Source organism: Pseudoduganella lurida (assembly GCF_007830455.1).
GTDB lineage: Bacteria > Pseudomonadota > Gammaproteobacteria > Burkholderiales > Burkholderiaceae_D > Rugamonas > Rugamonas lurida.
In genome coordinates, this window is sequence record NZ_VLLB01000001.1 from 554,062 (window position 1) to 577,677 (window position 23,616).

25 protein-coding genes are annotated in these 23,616 nt (G+C 67.4%); 6 read left to right on the top strand and 19 right to left on the bottom strand.

Translation table 11 applies throughout. The features are described from left to right. The first annotated feature begins 51 nt into the window (after positions 1–51). On the top strand, positions 52–1,008 hold the full coding sequence (locus tag IP91_RS02500) for a LysR family transcriptional regulator (protein ID WP_145647189.1): 957 nt from the start codon (positions 52–54) through the stop codon (positions 1,006–1,008). A 4-nt stretch (positions 1,009–1,012) separates the two neighbouring features. Here the strand turns inward: IP91_RS02500 and phaR are convergent, their stop codons facing one another. Both phaR and IP91_RS02510 read right to left on the bottom strand, forming a co-directional pair. Continuing rightward, positions 1,013–1,573 carry a polyhydroxyalkanoate synthesis repressor PhaR gene (gene phaR, locus IP91_RS02505; RefSeq protein ID WP_145647190.1) on the bottom strand — a complete coding sequence of 187 codons (561 nt, stop codon included), beginning with the start codon at positions 1,571–1,573 and terminating at the stop codon, positions 1,013–1,015. Between the two features lie 239 nt (positions 1,574–1,812). Continuing rightward, positions 1,813–3,537, bottom strand: coding sequence for a PHA/PHB synthase family protein (locus IP91_RS02510; RefSeq protein WP_145647191.1), 1,725 nt, complete (start codon positions 3,535–3,537; stop codon positions 1,813–1,815). A 57-nt stretch (positions 3,538–3,594) separates the two neighbouring features. On the opposite strand from IP91_RS02510, the gene IP91_RS02515 reads away from it, so the two are divergent. Beyond that, entirely contained in the window at positions 3,595–3,795 is a 201-nt protein-coding gene (locus IP91_RS02515; protein ID WP_145647192.1) for a hypothetical protein, read from the top strand. Between the two features lie 3 nt (positions 3,796–3,798). On the opposite strand, the gene pgeF is transcribed toward IP91_RS02515, so the two are convergent. Both pgeF and IP91_RS02525 read right to left on the bottom strand, forming a co-directional pair. Continuing rightward, on the bottom strand, positions 3,799–4,590 hold the full coding sequence (pgeF, locus tag IP91_RS02520) for a peptidoglycan editing factor PgeF (RefSeq protein ID WP_145647193.1): 792 nt from the start codon (positions 4,588–4,590) through the stop codon (positions 3,799–3,801). Beyond that, on the bottom strand, positions 4,587–5,690 hold the full coding sequence (locus tag IP91_RS02525) for an RluA family pseudouridine synthase (protein ID WP_371860575.1): 1,104 nt from the start codon (positions 5,688–5,690) through the stop codon (positions 4,587–4,589). The genes pgeF and IP91_RS02525 overlap by 4 nt, the downstream gene beginning before the upstream one ends. A gap of 64 nt (positions 5,691–5,754) precedes the next feature. On the opposite strand from IP91_RS02525, the gene IP91_RS02530 reads away from it, so the two are divergent. After that, the gene (locus IP91_RS02530; RefSeq protein ID WP_145647195.1) at positions 5,755–6,564 is read left to right on the top strand and encodes an outer membrane protein assembly factor BamD; all 810 of its coding nucleotides are present in this window, start codon (positions 5,755–5,757) and stop codon (positions 6,562–6,564) included. A gap of 219 nt (positions 6,565–6,783) precedes the next feature. Here the strand turns inward: IP91_RS02530 and yaaA are convergent, their stop codons facing one another. Then, complete coding sequence (yaaA, locus tag IP91_RS02535) at positions 6,784–7,551, bottom strand: peroxide stress protein YaaA (protein WP_145647196.1); 768 nt, start codon at positions 7,549–7,551, stop codon at positions 6,784–6,786. Positions 7,552–7,590: 39 nt separating this feature from the next. Here yaaA and IP91_RS02540 point away from each other — a divergent pair, with 39 nt between their 5' ends. From IP91_RS02540 to IP91_RS02550, 3 genes are read left to right on the top strand one after another with little or no spacing between them, the layout of a single operon-like run. After that, entirely contained in the window at positions 7,591–8,079 is a 489-nt protein-coding gene (locus tag IP91_RS02540) for a putative toxin-antitoxin system toxin component, PIN family (protein ID WP_145647197.1), read from the top strand. A 25-nt stretch (positions 8,080–8,104) separates the two neighbouring features. Further along, positions 8,105–9,268: a pyridoxal phosphate-dependent aminotransferase gene (locus IP91_RS02545; protein WP_145647198.1), complete on the top strand. Its 1,164-nt coding sequence runs from the start codon at positions 8,105–8,107 to the stop codon at positions 9,266–9,268. 2 nt (positions 9,269–9,270) lie between these two features. Continuing rightward, positions 9,271–10,119 (top strand): HD-GYP domain-containing protein, encoded by an 849-nt coding sequence (locus IP91_RS02550; RefSeq protein ID WP_145647199.1) that lies wholly within the window; start codon positions 9,271–9,273, stop codon positions 10,117–10,119. A 24-nt stretch (positions 10,120–10,143) separates the two neighbouring features. Here IP91_RS02550 and IP91_RS02555 read toward each other — a convergent pair whose 3' ends face one another. The 14 genes from IP91_RS02555 to IP91_RS02620 all read right to left on the bottom strand — a co-directional run bounded on the left by IP91_RS02555 (position 10,144) and on the right by IP91_RS02620 (position 23,616). Beyond that, positions 10,144–11,223 (bottom strand): tetratricopeptide repeat protein, encoded by a 1,080-nt coding sequence (locus IP91_RS02555; RefSeq protein ID WP_145647200.1) that lies wholly within the window; start codon positions 11,221–11,223, stop codon positions 10,144–10,146. Between the two features lie 10 nt (positions 11,224–11,233). Continuing rightward, positions 11,234–12,142 carry an ExeA family protein gene (locus tag IP91_RS02560; protein WP_145647201.1) on the bottom strand — a complete coding sequence of 303 codons (909 nt, stop codon included), beginning with the start codon at positions 12,140–12,142 and terminating at the stop codon, positions 11,234–11,236. Then, positions 12,142–13,917: a pilus (MSHA type) biogenesis protein MshL gene (mshL, locus tag IP91_RS02565; protein ID WP_145647988.1), complete on the bottom strand. Its 1,776-nt coding sequence runs from the start codon at positions 13,915–13,917 to the stop codon at positions 12,142–12,144. Before mshL ends, IP91_RS02560 begins: the two co-directional genes overlap by 1 nt. A gap of 22 nt (positions 13,918–13,939) precedes the next feature. Continuing rightward, positions 13,940–14,368 carry a hypothetical protein gene (locus IP91_RS02570; protein WP_199754467.1) on the bottom strand — a complete coding sequence of 143 codons (429 nt, stop codon included), beginning with the start codon at positions 14,366–14,368 and terminating at the stop codon, positions 13,940–13,942. A gap of 26 nt (positions 14,369–14,394) precedes the next feature. Then, complete coding sequence (locus IP91_RS02575) at positions 14,395–15,165, bottom strand: type II secretion system protein M (protein ID WP_145647202.1); 771 nt, start codon at positions 15,163–15,165, stop codon at positions 14,395–14,397. After that, the gene (locus tag IP91_RS02580; protein WP_145647203.1) at positions 15,162–15,842 is read right to left on the bottom strand and encodes a PilN family protein; all 681 of its coding nucleotides are present in this window, start codon (positions 15,840–15,842) and stop codon (positions 15,162–15,164) included. The genes IP91_RS02575 and IP91_RS02580 overlap by 4 nt, the downstream gene beginning before the upstream one ends. Further along, positions 15,839–16,789 carry a type IV pilus biogenesis protein PilM gene (locus tag IP91_RS02585; protein WP_145647204.1) on the bottom strand — a complete coding sequence of 317 codons (951 nt, stop codon included), beginning with the start codon at positions 16,787–16,789 and terminating at the stop codon, positions 15,839–15,841. The genes IP91_RS02580 and IP91_RS02585 overlap by 4 nt, the downstream gene beginning before the upstream one ends. A 134-nt stretch (positions 16,790–16,923) precedes the next feature. Beyond that, on the bottom strand, positions 16,924–20,091 hold the full coding sequence (locus IP91_RS02590; protein WP_145647205.1) for a DUF6701 domain-containing protein: 3,168 nt from the start codon (positions 20,089–20,091) through the stop codon (positions 16,924–16,926). After that, positions 20,091–20,588, bottom strand: coding sequence for an agglutinin biogenesis protein MshP (locus IP91_RS02595; RefSeq protein ID WP_229473755.1), 498 nt, complete (start codon positions 20,586–20,588; stop codon positions 20,091–20,093). Before IP91_RS02595 ends, IP91_RS02590 begins: the two co-directional genes overlap by 1 nt. Further along, the gene (locus IP91_RS02600) at positions 20,585–21,418 is read right to left on the bottom strand and encodes a prepilin-type N-terminal cleavage/methylation domain-containing protein (RefSeq protein ID WP_229473757.1); all 834 of its coding nucleotides are present in this window, start codon (positions 21,416–21,418) and stop codon (positions 20,585–20,587) included. The genes IP91_RS02595 and IP91_RS02600 overlap by 4 nt, the downstream gene beginning before the upstream one ends. Before the next feature lie 10 nt (positions 21,419–21,428). After that, positions 21,429–21,992: a type IV pilus modification PilV family protein gene (locus tag IP91_RS02605; protein ID WP_145647207.1), complete on the bottom strand. Its 564-nt coding sequence runs from the start codon at positions 21,990–21,992 to the stop codon at positions 21,429–21,431. Further along, complete coding sequence (locus tag IP91_RS02610; RefSeq protein WP_145647208.1) at positions 21,989–22,558, bottom strand: prepilin-type N-terminal cleavage/methylation domain-containing protein; 570 nt, start codon at positions 22,556–22,558, stop codon at positions 21,989–21,991. The genes IP91_RS02605 and IP91_RS02610 overlap by 4 nt, the downstream gene beginning before the upstream one ends. Positions 22,559–22,573: 15 nt before the next feature. Further along, entirely contained in the window at positions 22,574–23,008 is a 435-nt protein-coding gene (locus tag IP91_RS26675) for a prepilin-type N-terminal cleavage/methylation domain-containing protein (protein ID WP_199754468.1), read from the bottom strand. A gap of 92 nt (positions 23,009–23,100) precedes the next feature. Next, positions 23,101–23,616: a type II secretion system protein gene (locus IP91_RS02620; protein ID WP_145647210.1), complete on the bottom strand. Its 516-nt coding sequence runs from the start codon at positions 23,614–23,616 to the stop codon at positions 23,101–23,103.

Here is a 23,616-nt window from a genome sequence, read left to right on the forward strand (position 1 = left end):
CAGCGGCACGCGGTATAGTGGAAATGAATAACCTCCATACCTGCCATCGACATGCCCGATACCAAGAATGCGCCGCTCCAGCTTGACCTGCATCGGCCCGCCCTGCACCGGGTCGATCTGCAGCGGCTGGATCTCAACCTCCTGCTGACGCTGGACGTGCTGCTGGCCGAGCAGAACGTCACGCGGGCCGCGGCGCGCCTGCACCTGACCCAGCCGACCATCAGCGCCCAGCTGGCCCGGCTGCGCGACACCTTCGGCGATCCGCTGCTGCTGCCCGGTCCGCGCGGCATGCGGCCCACGGCGCGCGCCGAGGCGCTGCGCGAACCGTTGCGGCGCGCGCTGGAAGGCCTGCAGCTGGCCGTGGCGCCCGCGGGGCCGTTCGATCCGGCCACCGCCAACCACACCTGGCGCGTGGCGGCCTCGGACTACGGCGAGGCGGCCGTGGTGCTGCCCGCGCTGGCCGGCCTGCGCGACGCGGCACCGCAGACCCGGCTGGCCGTCGTGGAAATGCATCCGGCGCGCCTCACCGGCCAGGCGGAACGGGGCGACATCGACCTGGCCTTCCACACGGTCGCCGGCTCGCCGCACGGACTGCGGCGGCGCACGCTGTTTGCCGAACGCTATGTGCTGGTGGCGCGGCCAGGCCATCCGCGGCTGAAACGGCGGCCGACCCTGGCGCAGTTCTGCGCGCTGGAATTCGTGGTGGTGTCGCACGACGGTGCGGGATTCGAGGGCGTCACGGATGCCGTGCTGGCCATGCTGGGCCAGCGGCGGCGCGTGGCGCTGTCGGTACCGCACTTCCTGTTTGCCGCGGCGGCCGTGGCCAGTACGGACCTGGTGGCGATGCTGCCGGAACGGCTGGCGCGGCAGGCGCAGGGAGTCAAGGTGCTGGCAGCGCCCGTGGAGGTGCCGGGCTATGAAATGGCGATGCTGTGGCATGAACGCCTGCATCGCGATCCGGCCCACCGCTGGCTGCGCGAAACGTTCGCGGCAGCGGTAGCCGGCTGATGCTTTATTTTTTTTCCGGCGTGGTCGGCGGCACGGCGAACGGGAAGGCGCCGAACAGGTTCTTGCTCTGGTTCTGCATCTGTTCCTGCATCTGCACGAACAGGCTCTTGCTCTGGTCGATGTAGTTGTTCATCATGCCCTGCATGATCGGCGCCTGCACGTTCATGAACTGCGTCCACATCTCCGGGCTGAAGGTGGCGCTGTCGTAGTTCGTGGTGCCCTGCGTCAGGCGGCGCTGGATGTCGGTGAACGCCTGCACGTTCTTTTCCAGGTAGGAGCCCATCATGCCCTGCATCGCGTGGCCGTAGTAGCGGATGATCTGTGCCAGCACGTCCGTCGAGAACATCGGCACGCCGCTCGCTTCTTCCTCCAGGATGATCTGCAGCAGGATGCTGCGCGTCAGGTCTTCGTTCGACTTCGCATCGACGACGGTGAACGGTTCGCTGCCCAGCACCAGCTGCTTCACGTCCGTCAGCGTGATGTAGGAACTGGTCTGCGTGTCGTACAGACGGCGGTTGGGATACTTCTTGATCAGGCGTTCAGTACTTTTTTTTGCACTACTCATCACAAGTCCGATTGGGTCCGTGTTGTGTCGATCTGTTGCGCCGCAGCGCATCCGGGGCGACGTCGAAAAAAAAGCGAACGGAGAGTTCGCTTTCACTAGCCCTGCACATCCTATTATAGAGTGAATAATGTAAGAAATGTGTCTGCCATTATAAGATTTCGCCGGACGGCGGCCGATATTGCAACGCAACCGAACTCGCCCTGCGACACAGTTCGGCCGCCGCCGCCGGGTTTCCCGCCCTACTCAGCCTTTTCCTTGACGTAACGGCCCGGCGCCGCTTCCACGGGCTTGTAGCGGGCACTGCCCAGCTTGGCGCGGGCCTTGACGTCCTTGCCGCCATGCTCGGCCAGGAACGCCGCCCACTGGGGCCACCAGCTGCCCGGCTGCTCGGTGGCGCCGGCGGACCAGGCGTCCGCATCGGCTGGCGCGGCGCCGTCGTCGCTCGTCCCGTCGTTTATCCAGTAGCTGCGCTTGTTCTTGGCCGGCGAATTGATCACGCCGGCGATGTGCCCGGAAGCGCCCAGCACGAAACGGTTGGCCTCGGGCTTGCCGGGGTTCAGGATGCTCATCGAACCGTAGGCGGACACCCAGGGCACGATGTGATCCTCGCGCGAGCCGTAGATGAACGCGGGGGCGTCGATCTTCGACAGGTCGACCTGCTCGCCGGCCACCGTCAGCCGGCCCGGATGCTTCAGGCTGTTTTCCAGGTAGGTATTGCGCAGGTACCAGCAGAACATCGGGCCCGGCAGGTTCGTCGAATCGGAATTCCAGTACAGCAGGTCGAACGCGGCGGGGTCGTTGCCCTTCAGGTAGTTCGACTGCACGTAGTTCCATACCAGGTCGTTCGGGCGCAGGCTGGAGAAGGTGCTGGCCAGGTCGCGGCCGGACATCATGCCGCCCTTCGCCAGCGTCTGCTCGCGCAGCGCCACCTGCTGCTCGTCGACGAACACGCTCAGCACGCCCGTGTCGGCGAAGTCGAGGAAGGTCGTCAGCAGCGTCAGGCTGGCGGCCGGCTGCTCGCCGCGCGCCGCCAGCACCGCCAGCGCCGTGGACAGCAGCGTGCCGCCCACGCAGAAGCCCAGCAGGTTCAGCTTCGGTTCCTTGCCGATCTCCTGCACCACGCGGATGGCCTGGATCACGCCCTGCTCCGTGTAGTCGTCCCAGGAGGTATTGGCCAGCGACGCATCCGGATTGCGCCACGAGACGAGGAACACCGTGTTGCCCTGCTCGACCGCGTAGCGCACCAGCGAATTCTCCGGCTGCAGGTCGAGGATGTAGTACTTGTTGATGCACGGCGGGACCATCAGCAGCGGGCGCTGCTTCACGTTCGGCGTGGCCGGCGCGTACTGGATCAGCTGGAACAGCGGGTTCTCGAACACCACCTGGCCCGGCGTGGTGGCCAGGTTGCGGCCCACCTCGAACGCCTTTTCGTCGGACAGCGAGATATGACCCTTCTGCATGTCGGCCAGCATGTTCTTCAGCCCGCGCGTCAGGCTCTCCCCGTTGGTGTCGAGGATCATCTGCTGCGCTTCCGGATTGGTGGCCAGGAAGTTCGCCGGCGACATCGCGTCCACCAGCTGCTGCACGGCGAAGCGGATCTTCTGCTTCTGCTGGGCCGACGCTTCCACGGCATCGGCCATCGCCACCAGGAACTTGGCGTTCAGCAGGTAGGCGGCAGCATTGAAGGCGGTAACGGGATTGCCGGTCCAGGCGGCGGACGAGAAGCGCCGGTCCTTCAGCGCCGGCGCCTGGCCGGACAGCAGCCCCTGCCACAGCGCGCCCAGTTCGGCGAGGTATTCGTTCTTCAGCGTCTCCAGGACCTCGGGCCGCACCGTGGCGCCGGCATCGCGCAGCAGGTCCATGCCGGGGAAGCCGGCGGGCAGCGCATCGGTCTTCGGCAGCCAGGCCTGCCACTGCGTCGGGTCCATCCAGCTGGCGAAAGTTTGCGCGTCGGGCATGTTCATGTTCATTCCATTTAGAATTGATCTGTAGACCGGTCCCACCATCCCACCAAACTGCCAATGCTGATCGTCGCGCTTGCCTGGATTTATGTCGTGCTGCTGATGGCGCTGACCGAGCCGACGGTCGTTGCCGGCGTCATGACGTTCCTGCTGTACTGCGCGGCGCCGCTCGGGATCCTATTCTATGTGACGGGCGGCAAGCGGCGCAAACGGCAGCGCGAGCGGGCGCGCGCCGCCGCCGAACAGGGGCCGGAACCCTGAGCGTCATTTCAGCCAGATCAGGCTGGCCTGCCGGCCCGTGACGCCGTCGCGGCGGTAAGAATAGAAGCGCCCGGAATTGGAGACGGTGCAGAAGTCGCCCCCCGCCACGCGATGCACGTCCATGCTGGCCAGGGTGATGCGGGCCAGCGCGTACAGGTTGGCGTGGTACTTGCCGGGACGGTTGGCCAGTTCGGTGAACGCGGCGCGCAGCAGGTCCGCCGCGCGGTCCGCCGGCGAAAGGAACGCTTCCAGCACGTCCGGCCCCACCTCGAAGCGCGACGGGCCGATGGCCGGGCCCAGCCAGGCGGTCAGCTCGCCCGCGCCGGCATTGCGCAGCGCCGCCACCGCTTCCTGCAGCACGCCATCGGCCAGGCCGCGCCAGCCGGCATGCACGGCGGCCACGGTGCGGCCTTGTGTATCGCACAACAGCACGGGCAGGCAATCCGCCGACAGGATCGCGCACACGACGCCGCGCGCCGTCGTGTAGCTGGCGTCCGCCACCGGCGGCGGCGCATCATGGTCCACCAGCGCCGCATCGAGCGCGCGGATGCCGTGCACCTGCGTCAGCCAGGCCGGTTCGGCGGGCAGCTCGGCGCGCAGGATGTCGCGGTTGCGTTCGACGCATTTCGGTGCGTCGCCCACGTGCGTGCCCAGGTTGAGCCCACCCTTGCCCTGGCCGTCGTCATACGGGGCCGGGCTCACGCCGCCGCGCCGCGTGGTGCACAGCACGCCGACACTGTCGGGCAGGTCCGGCCAGTCCGGCAGCAGCCACTGGGGCGCGTGGTGGGCGGTCATTGCTCGTCTTCGTCGTCGAAGTCGTCGTCGTCGAAATCGTCGCCGGTCGACTGCAGCACCGAGTCGTCCGGCGGTTCGATGCCGGCCTGTGCCAGCAGTGCGGCGAAATCGTCCGCCAGGGGGATCTGCCATTCGACGTGCTCGCCGGTGGCCGGGTGGATCAGGCCGAGGCGGCGGGCCTGCAGCGCCTGGCGGTGGAACACGCCCGTCAGGTGCGGCTTGCCGTACACGTAGTCGCCCACCAGCGGGAAGCCCAGGTGCGCCATGTGCACGCGGATCTGGTGGGTGCGGCCCGTCTCCAGGCGGCACTGCACGAGGCTGACGGGACGGCGGTCCAGCTCGCCCGATGCCAGGCGCTGGTAATGCGTGATGGCGGGCTTGGCGCCCATGCCCGTGGACACGGCCATCTTGACGCGGTCGCGCTGGTGGCGGCCCATCGGCGCATCGATCGTGCCGGACAGGCGGGGCGTGCCCCACGCCAGCGACCAGTATTCGCGCTTCACGCTGCGCGCCTGCAGCTGGCGCACCAGGTCGGTCTGCGACGGCAGGTCCTTGCCGATCACCATCAGGCCACTCGTGTCCTTGTCGAGGCGGTGCACGATGCCGGCGCGCGGCACGCCGCCCAGCTGGGGCCAGCGGTGCAGCAGGCCGTTCAGCAACGTGCCCGTCCAGTTGCCGGCGCCGGGGTGCACCACCAGGCCGGCCGGCTTGTTCACGACGATCAGGTACTCGTCTTCGTACACCACATCGATATCGATCGCTTCCGGTGCGAACGCCACGTCTTCCGGCGCGGCCTGCGGCAGCACGACGACGGTCTCGTCGCCATACACGGTGGCGCGCACCTTGGCCGGCTTGCCGTCGACGGTGACGAAGCCTTCCTCGATCCAGCTCTGCAGGCGGCCGCGCGAGAATTGCGGCACCAGTTTCGCCACCACCTTGTCGAGGCGCTCGCCGCAGGCTTCCGGCGTCAGCTGCAGGGTGATGGGGGCAAGCGGGTCGCCGGCCTCCCCCAGCTCCGGGTCGAACTCGTCGAGTTCGTCATTGGAGAGTTGGTCGTCCGGCGCCTGTTTCGCCAGATCTGGCTCACGATTCAATATCACAGCATTCCCATCGGCTATAATCAGCCTGGTTGTATCTTGTTTAAACGTCTTCTTGCACGAGAACATGCAAAAAAAATTGAAGGTAGTCGCAGCATCCATCCTGATGGCCAGCTTGACGGCTTGCAGCCTGTTGCCGGAGCAATCGGATGAGACCAAAGGCTGGTCCGCAACGAAATTATACTCGGAGGCCAAGGAAGAAATGGCCGGCCAGCACTACGAGCGCGCGATCCAGCTGTACCAGAAGCTCGAGGCCAGCTACCCGTTCGGCGTGTACGCCCAGCAGGCGCAGATGGAAGTGGCCTATGCGTACTACAAATCGCAGGACCAGGCACAGGCCCTGGCGGCCGTCGAACGTTTCATCAAGCTGCACCCGAATCACCCGAACGTCGACTACATGTACTACCTGCGCGGCCTGATCAACTTCAATGACCAGATCGGCCTGCTGAACTTCGTGTACGAACAGGATCCGGCCGAGCGCGACCCGAAAGCCACGCGCGAATCGTTTGCCGCCTTCAAGGCGCTGGTCGACAAGTTCCCGGAGAGCCAGTACACGCCGGACGCGCTCGATCGCATGAAGTACCTGATCAACGCGATGGCCACTTACGAAGTCTACGTGGCGCGCTACTACTACCGCCGCGGCGCCTACCTGGCCGCCGCCAACCGTGCCCAGGACGCCGTGCGCGAGTACCGCGACTCGCCGTCGATCGAGGAAGCGCTGTGGATCATGGCGCGCAGCTACGACAAGCTCGGCAATGTTGCCCTGCGCGATGACACGCTGCGTGTCTTCAAGCAGAACTTCCCGAACAGCAAATTCCTCGACGAAGGCGCCCCGAAACCGGAGCGCAAGTGGTGGAAATTCTGGTCCGCTTCGTAAATCGGCGTAAATTTTTCGTCTACGGCTGAGCCCGTGTCCACCTTGGGGTCAGACCCCGACATGGACACGGTCTCGTCAGTAAGAAACCTGGGTTTCCGCTCTGGTCATTGCTGACTGAACCGCGGTCGTCGCAGCGCCCGGCCTGACTCACTCCATTTATTGTCCAGCTCGTGTCCATGTCGGGGTCTGACCCCATGGTGGACACGAGCTGGGCTGTAATCAGCTGGCCTTCCGCCGGAACACCCACTTTTCATCGTTCGATGCATGCGGCGTGAAGGCGTAGCCGTCGACATCGAAACCCTTCAGGTCTTCGGGATCGGTGATGCCGTGGATGGCGGCATAGCGGGCCAGCAGGCCGCGGGCGCGCTTCGCGTAGAACGAGATGATCTTGTATTGCCCGTTCTTGTATTCCTCGAAGACGGGCGTGATCACCGGCACCGCCAGCTTTGCGCGGCGTGCCGACTTGAAGTACTCCTCGGACGCGCAGTTCACCAGCCATTCCGCCTCCCGTTCGCGCGCCGTGTCGTTCAGCGCATGCGCGATCAGGTCGCCCCAGAACGCATACAGATCCTTGCCGCGCGCCGTCTTCAGGCGCGTGCCCATTTCCAGCCGGTGCGGGTGGATCAGGTCCAGCGGGCGCAGCAGGCCGTACAGGCCGGACAGGATCCGCACGCGGCCCTGCACGTAGTCGAGCTGCGGCGCATCGAGCGTGCGCGCATCGAGGCCGTCGTAGACATCGCCGTCGAAGGTCATCGCCGCGGGACGCGCGCCGGCCGTATCCTTCGTCCATGACGCATAGCGCGCCACGTTCAGCGTGGACAGCGCATCGGACAGCTCCATCAGTTCGGCAAGATCCTGCGGCGAGTAGCCGCGCATATGCCCGATCAGCTCTTCGGAATGATCGAGGAAGGCGGGTTGCGTGGCGATGTTGGTGGTGGGAGGTGTATCGAGGTCGAGACTCTTTGCGGGGGAAAGCACTATCAGCATATCATTCGTAACCGTACCGGCAATATAGAACAGACCGACATGATACTCCCTCCCTCCTCCGCTTCATCGGCACCACCCCGCATCGTCATCGATACCAACGTCTGCCTCGACCTGTTCGTGTTCCACGATCCGCGCTGGGCCGGCCTGCTGGCCGCCATCGAGAGCGGCGCCGTCGAGGCCATCACGCGTGCCGACTGCCGCGACGAATACCGCATCGTGCTGCATTACCCGCACCTGCCGCTGAGCGACGACACGCGGCCCGCCAGCGCCGCACGCTTCGATGCGCTGATCAAGGTGGTGGCGCCGCCCGAATCCGGCGTGCGCCTGCCGGTCTGCACGGACCGGGACGACCAGAAATTCCTGGAGCTGGCCCGCGATGCCGGCGCGCGAACGTTGATCACGAAGGACAAGGCGCTGCTGAAATTGGCGAAACGCCTGCGCACGGCCGGCATGTTCGACGTGATCCCGCCCGAGAAATGGCGGCTCGAACCGGTCCCGCACGAGGCCCCGGCCGCTGCGCTAGAATGATCCGAAAACCCCCACCGCCCCGATCATGACGCAATCCACGCCCAGCCTCGTCACCCGCCTGCCCGCCGTGGGCACCACCGTGTTTACGCGCATGTCCGCGCTCGCGCAGCAGCACGGCGCGGTGAACCTGGGCCAGGGCTTCCCGGACTTCGCCTGCGACCCGCGGCTGGTCGATGCGGTGGCCGATGCCATGCGCGACGGCCACAACCAGTATCCGCCGATGACAGGCACCCCGGCGCTGCGCCAGGCGATCGCCGCCAAGATCAGCGCGCTGTACGACCACGCATATCACGTGGACACCGAAATCACCGTCACGGCCGGCGCCACGCAGGCGCTCACCACCGCCATCCTGTGCGCCGTGCACCCGGGCGACGAAGTGATCGTCATCGAACCGGCCTACGACAGCTACATGCCCGCCATCGAACTGGCCGGCGGCGTCGTCGTGCCGGTGCCGATGGCGCTCGACGACCGCGGCTACCACGTGCCGTGGGACCGGGTGCAGGCCGCCGTCACCGGCAGGACCCGCATGGTGGTGATCAACACGCCGCACAACCCCACCGGCAGCATCCTGCGCGCCGCCGACCTCGATGCGCTGGCCGGCATCGTGCGCGGCACGGACATCCTGCTGCTGTCCGACGAAGTCTACGAACACATGGTGTACGACGGCCAGCCGCACGCTTCGGTGAGCCGCCATCCGGAACTGGCGGCGCGCGCCTATGTCGTCTCCAGCTTCGGCAAGACCTACCACGTCACCGGCTGGAAGATCGGCTACGTGGCGGCCCCCGCGCCGCTGATGGTGGAGTTCCGCAAGGTCCACCAATACAACGTGTTCAGCGTGAACGCACCGATGCAGCAAGGGATCGCCACCTACATGGCGGACCCGGCGGCGTACGAAGGACTGCCGGCGTTCTACCAGCACAAGCGCGACCTGTTCCGCGCCGGTCTGGCCGCCAGCCGCTTCGAGCTGCTGCCGGCGGACGGCACCTACTTCCAGTGCGTGCGCTACGGCGCCATCTCCGACCTGCCGGAAGCGGCCTTCGCGGAATGGCTGACCACCGAGATCAAGGTGGCCGCCATTCCCGTCTCGGCGTTCTACCGGGGCGGCCAGGAATCGGGCATCGTGCGCTTCTGCTTCGCCAAGGCGGAAGCCACGCTGGCCAACGCGCTGGAACGCCTGGCCCGCGTGTAGCCATGGACCTGCACGACAGCCTGACGGGGCACGGGGAAGGCGCGCCGCAGCCGCCCTCCGTGCTGCGCGCGCTGAACGCCGTGCAGGCCCGCCTCGACGGACCGGCCGTCGTGCATGACGACAGCCACCTGCGCGCCACCGCCCGCACCCTGCTGGGGGCACTGGACCTGAGCCCGGACGTGGCGCTGGCCTGCGTGCTGCGCAACCAGATCGGCGGCAGCTACGCCGCGCGGCACAGCGTGGAGACGGCCGTGATCGCGGCACTCGTGGCCCGCGCGCTGCACATGCGCCCCGCCCACCTGCTGTCGCTGACAGCGGCCGCGCTGGCCCTGCACGCCACCGGCCGCCATGACGATAGCCGCGACACGCCCCGCACAGCCGCCGGAAACGGCTGGTTCACGGCCCTTCTGCAGGATCACTCGCCCGACCCGCTGCCCGACGACACCGATATCGAAGCCGCGGCGCACCTGCTGCGCATGGCGGACCGCTACTGCGCCGGCATCTCGGCCCGCAACTACCGCCGCTCGCTGCTGCCGGACGATGCGCTGCGCCGCGTGCTGGCCGATTCCCCGGACCCGGTGCTGACGGAAGCGTTCGAACGCGAGATCGGCCACTACCCGCCCGGCACGCTGGTGCGGCTGGCCAGCGCCGAGACGGGCATCGTGGTGCATCGGGATGGCGCGCGGCCGGAGATCCTGTGCCTGCTGGACGCGCAGGGCATCGTGCTGGCGGTGCCGCAGCCGCGCCAGGTGGACGGCAACGGCTGCAGCATCGCCGCCGCCCTCGGCGAGGACGACGTGGCGCTGCGCGTGCCGATGAAGGGCGTGTGGGGGCCGCTGGCCAGCCTGTAAGCGGGCCGCCGGCTTCGAAAGAATTCAGTTCAGCTGGGCCAGCCGCTTGTCGACGAACTCGCGCAGCTCCGGCGACAGGCCGGCCGCCTTCGCTTTCATGAACGCCTCGCGGGCATTGGTGCGCAGCCGTTCGGCCTGCTGCGAGATGCCCAGGCCCATCCACCAGACGCCGTTGTTCGGCTGGATGCGCAGCGCCGCTTCGTACTGCTCGGCCGCCTCGCGGTGCCGGCCACCCTTCTGCAGCACGCCGGCCAGGAAAGCCAGGTAGTCGGCATTGGCCGCCGCGTGGGGCAGGGTGCGCTGCAGCGTCTCGACGGCATTGCCGCCCTGCTCCAGCTGCAGCCGCGCCAGCAGCATCGCCAGCTGCGGCTGGCTGGCGTTCAGGCCCAGCGCCAGCTGCAGGTGGCGCACCGCCTCGTCGCGGCGGCCCGTTTCGATCAGGAGGCCAATGAGGGTCTGGCGTGCCGCCTCGTGGCGGGGATAGGCAAACACGGCCTGTTCGAGTCCCGCGATGCCGTCCTGCACCCGGCCATCCTGCACGGCTGCCAGCGCGCGGCGGTAGGCGCTTTCGCCCTGCTGCTGCGAGGTCATCGTCACCCCCTGCGGGGGCGGCACGGCGGCGCGCGCTAAAGTGGCACGTTCGGTGGCGCGTTCGGCGGCGGCGCGGCGGGGTGCGACAGGTGCGCCTTCACCCTCCTGCGCCTCGCGCGCCACGGTGCGCTCGCGCTTCGGTGTTGCCGGGGCGGCCGCCACCGGTGCCGCCAGCACCGGCACCGGTTCGGCCGGTGCCGCCGCTTCCGGCGCGGTTGGATCGGCCGGTACCGCAGCCACCACGGCGGGCACCGGGGGCGCTGGCGCCACTGCCGGCGGGGACTTGACCAGCGCTGCGACCGGCACCGGGGCCGGCCCCACGGCGGCGCGCTGCAGGTAATACCAGCCACCTGCCGCCGCGGCCACGATCAGCACGCCGACACCGGCGCCGATGGCGATGGCCTTCGCGGCGCCCCGTTCGGCCGCCACGGGACGCAGCTCGCCGGACGGCGCACGGGTACCGGTGCCGCCGCGCGCATCCAGGTCCTGCAGCATTTTGTTTATCAAGCTCATGGGTTCAGGCTCATCGTGTCAACGCCAGGGTAATGCCGCACGCCGCGGCGGCCAGTGCAGCGGCACCCGCCATCCAGGGCCAGCGCCACAGCGAGCGCGCGGACCGGCCCTGCACGCCCAGCGTGTCGCCGGCCGCCAGCGCGATATGGCGCTTCTCGACCATCTGCCGGCCTTCGCCATAGCCCAGCATGAGGGCCTTGTGCGCCACGATGTTGACGAGCCGCGGAATGCCGCCGGTGACCTTGTACAGCTTGTGCACGGCAGCGGCGCTGAACAGCCGCGCACCGGCATAACCCGCCACGCGCAGCCGGTGCGCCAGATAGTAATCGAGGTCGTCCTTCGACAGCGCGCCGAGGTGATAGTGGAAGGTGATGCGCTGGGCCAGCTGGCGGATCTTCGGATCGGCCAGGTGCGCATTCAGTTCCGGCTGGCCGAACAGCACGATCTGGAGCAGCTTCCTCTTTTCCGTTTCCAGGTTCGTCAGCAGGCGCAGCGCCTCCAGGCTCTCCAGCGGCAGGGCCTGCGCCTCGTCGAGGCACAGCACCACGTGCTTGCCGCGCGCCGCCAGCTCCAGCAGCCGGAACGTGAGCGACTTGACCAGCTGGTGCTGTTCCACGTCGCGCTCCAGCACGATCTCCAGTTCGTCGGCCAGCGCCATCATCAGCGCGCGCGGTTCCAGGTAGGGGTTCGGCACATACGCCGTCACGAATTCGTCGCCGAGCGTCGCCATGAACTTGCGGCACAGGAGCGTCTTGCCGGTGCCCACTTCACCGGTGATCTTGATGAACCCCTCGCCGCTGCGCGCGGCCACCAGCAGCGTGTTCAGGCCTTCCTGCGAATGCGGACTGCCGAAATAGAAGCTGGTGTCCGGCGTGATCGAGAACGGTACCTCGCGCAGGCCGAAGTGGGATTCGTACATCAGCGGCCCCGGTTGTTCGGATCGAGGCGCTCGATGCGGCGCGCCGTGTCCTGCATTTCCTGCGTCATGCTGCCGGCATCGTCCACGATGGTCGGCTTGATCAGCACCACCAGTTCGCGCTTCTGCGTGCTGGCATCCTTGTTGCGGAACAGCGCGCCCAGCACGGGCACATTGCCCACGCCCGGCAGCTGCGACTGGTCGCTGCTGGTGGCCTGGCGCATCAGCCCGCCCAGTGCCACGATCTCGCCATTGCGGCCCCGCACCAGGCTGTCCATCTCGGACGTGTTGGAGGCGGCCAGGGGCAGGTTCAGCGAACCGGCCGAGCCCAGGTTGACGGTCTTGTTGACGGTGCTGACCTGGCTGACGGACGGGTGCACGTGCAGCATCACGTTGCCGTCGTCGTCGATCTGCGGCGTCACGTCCAGCAGCACGCCGGAGAAGAACGGCTGCACGATCACGTTCGGCGTGACGGTATTGCCGGACACGTTCGAGTTGGTGGTGGTGCTGATGCCCGTGACATAGAACTCGTCGGTACCGATCTTCAGCACGGCCTTCTGGTTGTTCAGGGTGGCGATGCGGGGGCTCGACAGCACATGCACGGTGCCCTGCGATTCCAGGAAGGACAGCATCGCCGAGAAATTGCTGGTCTGGAAGGCGAAGCCGAACATCGTGCCCAGGTTGTCGGCCGCGGCCGTGATGGCACGGCCGGGCAGCGTGGTGAACCCCGTCGTGCCGCCGCTGACCTGCGAGATGGCGCCGGTGACGGGGTCGCGCGTGATCAGGCCGCTGCCCGGGGCGATCACGCCAGCACTGCCGGCGCTGTTGCCGGCGGAGCGGAATGCCGCCCAGTTGACGCCCGTCTGGAAGCCGCTGTTGAGCTGCACCTCGAGGATCTTCGCCTCCAGGATCACCTGCCGTTCGACGGCCAGGCGCGTGGCCTTCAGGTAGTCCGTCACGGCGCGCAGCTGCATCGGCATCGCGCGCACCAGCACCACGCCGGACTGCGGCGTAATGATCACGCTACGGCCATCCTCGGTGCCCACGATCGCCTCGAGCGCCAGCTTGAGCTGGCCCCAGAAGTCCGTTTCGGAAGTCATGCGCACGTTGCTGGCGTCGTCCTGTGCCGACTGCCCGCCGCCCGGCAGGCCCGTCTGCGTCTGGTTCTGGCCGGCGGCGCTGTTCTGCGCATTGCTGTCCTGGCCGCCCTGCCCGCCCTGGTTGTTGCTGATGATCTTGTCGATCGAGGTGGACGACACGCGCACGTTCGAGCTGCCCTTGCGGCTGCCCGTCAGGTAGTTCACCTTGAACATCTTGGTCTGCATCGTCAGCGGCCGGATGTAGATGCGGTTCGCTTCCACCTTGTAGTCGTAGCCGTACAGCTCGCGTACCGCGTCCAGCGCCTCGAAGATCGTCACGTCCTTCAGGTTGGCCGTGATGGTGCCGGCCACTTCCGGCGACAGCAGCATGTTGTAGCGCGTGCCGGTGGCGATCGAGTTGAAGAACTGCTGCGCCGGCACGTTGTTCAATGCCACGTTGAAGCGCTCTTCCAGCACCGTGCGCGCCTTCGGCAGCTGCGCCGCCAGTGCCGGCGCCGGCGGCAGCAGCGCCTGTTCGACGGGATCCGGCGCGGTGGCCTGGATGGCGGCCGCCTTGCCGGAGGCCTGGCGCATTTCGCCGCTGATGGCGTCGTAGGTGTCGCGGCGGTTCGCCGTGTCGCAGCCGGCCGCGAGTGCGGCCAGCAGCGTGGCGCCGGCGATCGTCGTCAAGGTTCGCATGGTGGGGTTCTTCGTCTTCATGTTATTGCGCGCGCCCGTTGCGCGCCGGGTCGGCCGCTGCAGGGGCGTCCGGATGGATGCGCGCGGCCGCGCGCGGCGTGACCGCCCCCTGCGGGTGGGCGAACAGTTTCAGGACCTCGCGCCTGCCGCCGCGCCGCAGCACGACCTCGTTCGCGCCGATCGTCTCGACGATGGCCCCCTGGTAGCGGGCGCCCTGCCGCACCGTCTCGCCGCTGATCACGGCCAGGCGGCGCCCGCCCGGTTCGCGCGAGACGAGGATCTGCTGCAGTTCCGGGCCCACCGGGGCGGCAGGGGCGGCTTCGCCTTCGGCCAGCGGAACCAGTCCCGGCGGCGGCGCCGTGGGGTCGGCCGACTGCGCGTGCGCGCCGGCCGCCAGCAGCAGGCCGGCCAGCAGGACATTCAAGTGCAGCATCACAGGACGCAGCTTCACAGGGCGCAGCTTCACGGCGCGGGGCATCACAGGGCAATCCATTTGTCGTCCAGGCTCAGGGTGTACAGCGTAAGAGTCAATGTCGACTTGTCGTGTTCCGCGGCGTCCAGCACGGCGCGGCCCCAGAACAGCTGGGCCGGCATGCGCTCCAGCGCGTTCATGTAGGCGACCATGTCGCCGTAGGCACCCTGCAGCACGATCTGCACGCCGTGGCGGTACAGCAGCGGCGCATCCTTTGCCGGCGTAGTCGTCGCGGCAGCCTGGACCGGTGCGGTGCCGCCCGGCGGCGTGGTGGACAGCGGCGTCACGGGCAGCACCGGGGCCGCCGCAGCGGTGGCACTGCCCTCCCCCTGCTCCGCGAAATTGCCATCCGTCGTGCCGGCCGGCGGCAGCGTCTTCAGTGACACCAGCTTCAGGCGGCCATTCTGCTGCACCATCCCCTGCAGCAGCGCGGTCATGCGCGACGGCTGCACCAGCCCGCGGCTGGTGTTGCGCAGCTCGGCGCGCAGCACGGTGTTCGCGGCCTGGACTTCCTTGAGCCGCTTGCGTGCCGCCGCATCGGGGTCGGCCGCGGCGGCCGCCTGCTTCTGGGCGATCTCCGTGTCCACGCCCTGCAGCAGGCCGCGCTGCTGCACGATGCTGGCGCGCAGCGTCCGTTCACGGGCGTTGGCCGGGTCCGTGAAACCGAAGTACACGCCGAACACGATGCCGGCCACGCCGCCCACGGCCACCATCGCCCGTTCGCGCAAAGTCAGCGCATCGATGCGCGCCGCCCAGCGCAGCCAGACGGCCTTCATGGCGCACCTCCCGCGGGCCGTGCACCGCCCGCCTGCAGCGAGAATTCCACGTACGGCGGCGTGACGGTGACCGGTGCGGGCGGCGGCGTGTCGGCGCCTGCCGATGCCGGCACCGGCAGCGTGACGGGCGCCGGCCGCGCAATCTCCACCTGGCCGAACGCCTTGCCCTGCAGCACGGGCTCGCGGGCCAGGCCGTTCAGGTAGCCGGGCAGCAGTTCGGCGCGCAGCGCGCGGCCGCGCAGGCCGATATCGCCCTGGCCGCCGGCGATCTGCACGCCCGTCAGCCACAGGCCGGCAACCCGGCTGCGCGCCAGCGCCTCGAAATAATCCGCGTAGCCACGCGGGTCGCCCACGCGGTTCCGGCCGATGATGTCGGCCACGCCGCGCAGCGCGTGCCCTTCCTGTTCCGCCGCCGCCAGCTGCTGGTCGACGGTGACGTCCTTCGTGCGCGGCACCAGGCCGGCCACGGTGGCCTGCTTGCGGGTCTCGGCTTCCTGCACCTGGGCCTTCAGCTCGTCGGCCTGTTCCTGTGCCGCCGCCGCGCGGCCATGCGCGGCAACCGCGAACGCCACGGAACCGAACAGCGCGCCCAGCAGCATGAACGCCAGGTAGGGCGCCGTCAGGTAGCGCTTCTCCTTGCGGAAGCGCGGATTGAACAGGTTGATCTGCTGGCTCATGGCGCGGACTTGCCCCCGGCGCCTTCGCGCAGCGCGCCGCCCAGCACGGTGAAGAAGCGCGCCTGCTGCGCCGCCTCGCGCAGCGCGGGCACGGCATCCAGGTCGAGCACGCTGGCCAGGTCGAGAAGCTCGACGGGCAGGTACAGGTTGGCGGACAGGAAGTCGTACAGGCTGCTGCTGCCGGTCGGGGCGACCACCAGCTTCGACACGGCCACGTAGGAAAACTGCCGCTCGAAATTGTCCAGCGAGCGCTGCAGCTCCAGCGCGATGCGGTCATACAAGGCCTGGCGCGCCTCGGCCGGACCTTCCACCTGGGCCAGCGCGATGTCCATGCGGCGTGCCAGGTACAGCTCGCCCCCGCAGGTGACCGTCAGCAGGCCGCCCCGCTCGTCGAAGGCCAGCATCGCCAGCCCGCGCCCTTGCGGTTCGAGCAGTGCCGAGATATTGCGCTGCGCCGTTTCGGGGATGTCGATCGCGTCGAGCGGCACCTTGGCGGTCGTGTACAGGCCCTGGTGCGCCTCGATGAGGCTGTTGCGCGCGGCGACCGCGAAGACCTGGTGGTTGTGTGCCGGGCCGTTCGGTGCGACGGGAATGTCGAGCACGTCCACCGTCGCATCCATCACGGGGAAGTCGATCATGTCCTTCAGGCGCCAGCCCACCGCCGTCTTCAGTTCGGCGGCCGGCACGTTCGGCGCTTCGACCGACAGCAGCTGGTACTCGCCGGCTTCCAGCAGGCTGGAACAGTGGCGCGTGTCGGCTTCCAGCTCGCGGCCGGCGCGCGCCAGCACGGCGGCCAGGTCGGCGCGCGTGCCGGGCAGGAACGCGGCGGCCAGCACGACCGGCTTCGCTTCCGGCCCCCGCTGCACGACGGCCGCGCACACGCCCGCCGCACCCGGTGCGAGGGCCAGCCAGCCTGCCTTCTTTTTTCCTTTTCGCCAGAACGCCATGCCACCTGTCTCAATGATTTGGTACTGCCTGCAAAAACCGTTGCAGCGGCTTGATTATATTCAAGATTCCTGGAACTTCCGGTAGCAAAAAACTATTTTCGCCACAATTTTCGTGCCCGGCAGCCACAAAGCGCCTAGTAGAGTTCCCGCAGGTAGACATACGGACTCTTCACGGTGCCGTAGGTGAGCACGCCGTACACGCTGGGCAGCCATGCAGGGCCGGACAGGTACATGGGAATCGAACCGCTCGAACCGGAACCGGGCGCCAGCAGCTTGACGGTGCCGGTGCCCTGGCTGAACGCGCCGACCGTCTTGCTGTCGACCTTGACGGGGACGCTGCAGGTGGCGGCGCCCGGCACTTTCGTGCAGCTGCCGAACTTCACGTCCGAGGCCGGCACGAAGATGGATGTGGAGTCGGTGGTGCTGTCGTACCAGCCGTCCAGGCCATCGCGCGTGCCGAAGAACTGCGCCGTGACCGGCACGTTCATCGCCAGGGCCGCATTGCCGGCCATGTTCGGCACGAACACCCGGCCGTTGACGATCCGCACCCCGCCTTCCACGGCATCGCTGCGCTTCGACGTGGTGCTGTCGCCGGTGCTCGTTTCGGTTGCGCGCAGGTAGACGGAGACGGGCAGCGCCGACGTGGCCGTCGTCGCCGGCGACCCTTTGTAAGCCAGGGCCGTGGGGAACGTGTAGGTAGAGGTCGAGTTCGCCACGCTGGCATTGAACAGCCCGGCCGCGACGGCCGTGCCGGACAGCGTGGAGTTCGACAGGCCCGAGGTGCGCGACGTTTGCGCGGTGCTGCCGTTGGGTGCCGTGACGGCGCTCAGCACCACGTCGCGCGCCAGCTCGCCCTGGTAGAACCTGAGCGGCTTGCCCAGCAGGTTCCTGGCTTCCACCTTCACGGCGAAGGGCTGGCCGGAGTATGCCATCGTGGTGATGGTGGTGGCGGGCACGGTGGGCGCGGCCGGTGGCAGCGGGTCCGTCGGACACAGGGCCGGCGCCACGCAGGTCATCGGACCGGTCACCGTCACGTCGAAGTGATGGGGATAGAAGCGGCCGACATTGATCGAATTCGCGTACACATTCCCCGTGCCCAGGTAGGAGCCGTTGCCGTTGGCATCCACGTTGGCAAGCTGCGACTCGACGCGGATCACGCCCACGTCGTCGAACGCGAAATCGGTGCCGGTGGCCACGCCGCCCGAAAATGCCCCCAGCCCGTTCTCGTACCGCAGCGCCAGCGTTGGATTGCCACTGCTGTCGATGCCCGGGTCATCCTTCGCCATCGCATCGATCGGCGCGCCATCGGCCGCCGTGGCCGGGAAGATCGACAGCTTCACGCGCGCCGGATCGGTTTCCTGGCCGAAGTTCGGGGCCGGCGTGGTCATCCCTTCCATCATGGCCTTGACCGTCATCGTGAACGGCGTGCCGGCCGGCAGGAAGCGCGGATCGGTGGGACTGGCCGGCTCACCCGCCAGGTTGTCGGCCTGGGCCCGCACCAGCAGGCTGTCCGGGCGCGACACGAAGGCGCCGGTCGACCCGAGGCGCCCCAGGTTGTCCGTCACGAACAGCTCGATCCGGCCGACATCCTGGTAGCGCAGCAGGAAGTCGGTCGGATCCGAACTCTGGCTGGCGGTGGTGGCCTGGCTGGTCGGCGATCCGCCGGGATACAGGATATTGTTGGCGGTGCCCCACGCGCTGGAATTCTGCTCGGGGATCACGCCGCCGCTGGCGCACAGCGGCAGCGTGAGCTTCGTCCCGCCGTTGCGCAGGTCGTAGGTCGCGCGCACGCCGGCGTTGGCGCGCGGATCGTGGCAGCTGAGCGCAAAGCGCATCGGGATCGTGGTGTTGGTGCTGGCCAGCGCCGTCGGCACGTTCTTCACGACATAGGTGATCCATGTCTGGATGTCGCGGTTGGCCGGCCAGAATGGCAGCTGCAGCGGCAGGCACGGCTGCCCCGGATCGCCGAAGGGCTTGTTGTGCTTGCACTGCTTGTCCGTGAAGATGAACACGGGCGTGAAGTTCGCCGCGCCGATCCGCGCGCTGACCGTGGACGTGTCGTTGCCGTCGTAGTAGTCGAACAGCTTGCCGCCCACGGTGACGCTGAACAGCACCAGGCCGCTGGCGGAAGCCGCCGGGGTGACTGTCAGCGTCAGCGGCGGCAGCGTGGTGTTCTTCGTCACCGTGCCGGTGTACGTGCAGGTGACGACCTGGCCAGCTGCCGTGCAGCGCCAGTTCTTGCCGGAGGCGCCGCCGTAGATGAGGGCCGCCGGCAGCGTGCCCGTCACGGTCAGCGGGCCGCCCTCGTCCATCGGCCCGTTGTTGACGACGGAAACCGTGTACGTGGTGGCCGCCGACGGCACCAGCGGACCGTCGAGCGTCAGGGTCACGCCGCGGTCGGTGGCGGGAATGTTCGGTGCGGCGATGATTTCCGCATTCAGCAGCACCAGGTCGGATTTCGACAGATAAGTCGTCTTCGCGGATTTCTGGCCGGCGGCGATGGTGGGCGGCGACACCGTGAACGCATCGAAATCCACGCCGTACGAGTAATAGTCGTTGTTGATGTTGCTGGCCGAGTTGAACTGGTTGCCCTTCGGGTTCATCGCATCGAACTGGGCCACGCCATTGAACAGCAGCGTCTCGCCATCGTTGCCCAGCGTGTCATCGCCTTCCCACGTGATGTGGCCGACCCGCCCGGTCAGGCCCGTGTCCGGATTCGGAATCGTGAAGTTGGCCAGCGTCAGTTCGACGGAGGAATTCTGGATGTACTGGAAGCCCTCGTAGACATTGAGGACGCGGAAGGTTTCCTTGCTGTTGCTGTAGATGACCAGCAGCTGGAAGCCGCCCAGCACGGCCTGCACGGCGCAGTAGCCCGTCTGCGCGGGCACCAGCCCGCCGGCCACATAGGTGCCGTTGCCCTTCACGATATCCGTCACATCGGCCGCACCGGAGTAGAAATTGTAGCCCACGGTGGACGAGCTGTACTGCCGGCTGGACGGCGCATCGACGGTCTTGTTGTCCAGCAGGATGGAGAAATCGCCGTTCGAGCCGGATGCCGCCCAGTACAGGTAGGCGGCCAGCACGGTGCTGCCGGAGGGGATGCCCGTCAGCGATAGCGTTGCCGTGCTGCTGACGGAACAGGCATTGTCCGAGTTCGATCTGGTGCGCAGCGACTTCTGCGTGCCGGTGAAGTTGACGTTGCCCGCAAAGCTCTTGAACAGCGTGATGGGCGTATCGGCCCGTGCTGCACCCGTGCACAGCAGCGCTGCCAGCAGCATGGTCTTCAGGAAGCGCACGATCATCACAGCTCCACCTGCACCACGCGCTGCACGTAATCGGCACCGGGCGCCGCGTTCGGGCAGTTGCCGTTCGCCGGCTGGTTGCACGCGGTCGAGACGATGCGCGTCTGCGTCAGTTTCGTCACGCCGTCGGCCATCGTGTTGGTGTTCTGCACGCAGGTCAGCGTGACCGTCATTGCCGCCAGCGTGCCGGGCGCCGTCATGCTGCCGCCGGCGCAGGTGCCTGCCAGCAGGTAGCGGTACAGGCCGTATTCGATGCCGGTGCGCGCCGCCTCGTAGGCGCGCGTGCCCACGAGGTCGATCGCGGAGGACTGCTGCTGCGTGGTGGACACGGTGACGATCGCGGCCCCCAGCGCCGACAGGATCACCAGCAGGAAGATCGCCGTGATGATGCTGACGCCGCGGCTCCGCCGCAGGCGGCGCGCGATGGCCACACGACGACCGTTGATGTTCGAGTCGGACGTATTCAGGTTGCACGCATTCAGGTTGGACGCATTCATGTCGGATTATCCAGTTGAGTCTGGCGCACGAGGCGGGCACTCTCGCCGTTCGCGTGGCGCAGCGTGAGCACCAGCGTGGCCAGCGCGCCGGCGTTCTGGCCGGGCAGCACGGTATAACTGAACGTGCAGCCGGCCACCATGTTCGTCAGCAGCGCCGGCGTGCCGAGCGTGTTGAGGTTGCCGATGCCCTTGACGATGCTTGTCGTGAAATAGCGCTGCAGCGTGCCGGCACCGCTGGTGGCCGGCGTGCACAGATAGGTCACGGTACCCGTTACCACCTGGAAGCCGCCGCCGGTCGACTGCGTGGACGAGAAATAATTCTGTGCCAGCGTCACGCGGCTGCCGGCAATCGATGCCACGCGCGAGATATTGTCGGCACCTGCGCCGAAGGCATAGGCATCGGCCGGCGCGATGCCGAGGTTGCCGATGGCGATGTAGTCGCCCGCCACGATGGCCTGCTTGCCGGTCGGCGCCGCACCCACGATGTCGAACTGCGTCTTCCCGCTGGTGAAGTCGAGCGGCAGCAGCGTGGCGGGCGGGCCGTCGTTGATGCTGATGTAGCGGCCGCCCGTCTTGGTGAGCAGGAACTGCACGGCCAGCTGGTTGTTGTAGACGGTGACGGTGGCCGGCAGCGCCAGCCGCATCTCGCGCGTCATGCGGCGCAGCGCAAGGTCGGCGGCGTCGGCGATCTGGGCGCGCGCCTGTGTGTCCACATAGCTCTTCACCGGCACGCGGATGAAGATCGCCACCATGCCCGCGATGATGCCGGTGATGGCGATGACGATGATGGCCTCCACTAGCGTGAAGCCGCGGCCAGCGCCGGTAGGCAATGGCCTTCGCTCAGTTGTTCGGCGCATAGCGGGTCCGGTAGGTTTCCAGCGTCACCGCCTCATTGCCATAGGCGACGTTGACGAGAATGCGCAGCACGGCGCCCTGCGGCACGGTGGCGCCGGCCGGCCCCAGCGAGGGGGGCTGGGTGATCGTGACGGTGGCGGCATAGCCGGCGGGGAATGGCGTGCCGATGACGTCCGTCGTGTAGGTGAGCGGCGTGCCATAGACCTGCACGTAATCGTTCACGTTGTCGAACGGACGAGCGCCGCCGCCTGCCTCCTGGTTGACGCCCTCGGGAATCGTGCAGCCGGCGGCACTGGTGGCCGTGGAGTAGTTGGGGTCGGTCACGTCGCACCAGCTGAAGCGCGCGGCGCGGATCTCGTCGACCAGCGCCTCGGCGATCGCCATGGCCTGCTTGCGGCGCATCGGATCGGCGCTGCGCGCCGTATTCATGGTAATCACCTGCAGCACGCCGATGACGGCGACGCCGACGATGACGATGAACATGATCAGCTCGATCAGCGTCAGGCCGCGCTGGCGCGGCAGCGGCGCATGTGCGCCTCCTGCCGTCATCGCACGAAGCCCGTTTCCGGTTCCACCAGGATGTCGTGGTTCTTGCCGTCGCCCGTGATGCGCACGGTCAGCGTGTTGACGAACGAGGAAGTGACGGCGTTGGCCGCGTCGGTGGCCAGGAAAGGCCGGCCGGCCGGATCGAAATAGAACATCGCGGATGCAGTCATCGCCAGCCCGTTCGGTACGCCTTCACATGCCCAGTTGGTGGAGTTGCCGCAGGCGGCCAGCGTGCTGGCGCTGGCGCTGTTGCTGCCGGCGGGGGGCACGACCTTGCCGGCGCAGGTGGCATCGTAGCATAGCGCAACCGACGTGCCGTTCAGGCGCGCGTACACGCTGCGGTTCTGGGCAATGGCCAGCTTCTGGCCGTAGCGCAGCGTAGTGGCGACCTGGTCGGTGAAACCGACCGCATCGAAGCCGGCGCGGCTGGCGAAGCGCGGCGCCGCAACGGCGGCGATGATCCCGATCAGCACCATCACGATAATCAGTTCGACCAGCGTAAACCCGAACTGCCCGGCAGAACCGGGCAGTGTCGGGTTACCCGCGGGCCGTACCGGGTACGGTCGCATCGGGTCGTCCGCCAATTAGCAGTTGGTCTTGTCTGCAGGCGCGGAAGAGACGACGCCGGTCGCAGGAGCGTAGGTGAACGAGCAGTTGAGGTGCGTCGTATCGGCAGCGAACGTAACGAGGTCGGCAGTACTGGTGACCTTGTACTCATTGCCATCGATACCCGCCGCCGTCAGGATCCCGGCCGATGTCGGGAAGCCCGTTCCGTTCACAGCCACGGTCGCGCCGTCGACCGTCACGTTACCCGCCGCAGCGGTACCACCGACCAGCCAGGCGCCATGCACGATGCCGGTTGCGCTGGCCACCGCGCCACGTGCGCCACGGATCTTCGCCAGGCGCGCATCGCCGCCCAGGTCGGCAAACTTCGGCAGTGCCGTGGCAGCCAGGATGCCCAGGATGACGATCACGACGATCAGTTCGATCAGGGTGAAGCCGCCTTGGCCCTTATTCATCGTACCCACTTGTTTGACTTGCATGTAAATCTCCAACGTAACAAAAGAATGTGTATGTGACGGAAGCTACACGAAAATGTGAACCATTCTGTTCAACCGTCGACCTGGTGAAGGGCGACACCGAAACTGGATCCCGGTGTTCCTGGCGGCTTGGCGTTGTTTGTGGGCAAGCGAGATAATTCTACACGGAAACACCATTTCTTCGGAAGCACATCAAGAAATGTTTCGTTTCTGCTGAATACATAGACAAGGATTCGTTGTTTTCTGTCGAAATACCAGCTGCCACCGGCCATTTCGGTGTCGTCGGGATGGTCGAATTCGCCACGATAGCCCGGTGGCGGACGCTGCAGCAGCGCGACGGGATTGATGCCGTCGAATGCGGCGAGCTGCTGCGGATCGGCGGCGATGCCCGCCTCCATGACATGGCTGGCCAGAGCGCTGCGCAGGATGGCCACCTGGTAATTGACGCCGGTACGTTCCGCCTCGGCCTGGTAGCGCAGCACCCGGCCGAGCAATACGCCGCCCAGCACGGCCATGATGATGATGGCCACGGCGAATTCGAACAGGGAAGCACCGCGCGCGAGGCGGCGGCTCGGCAGCCCGGCCAT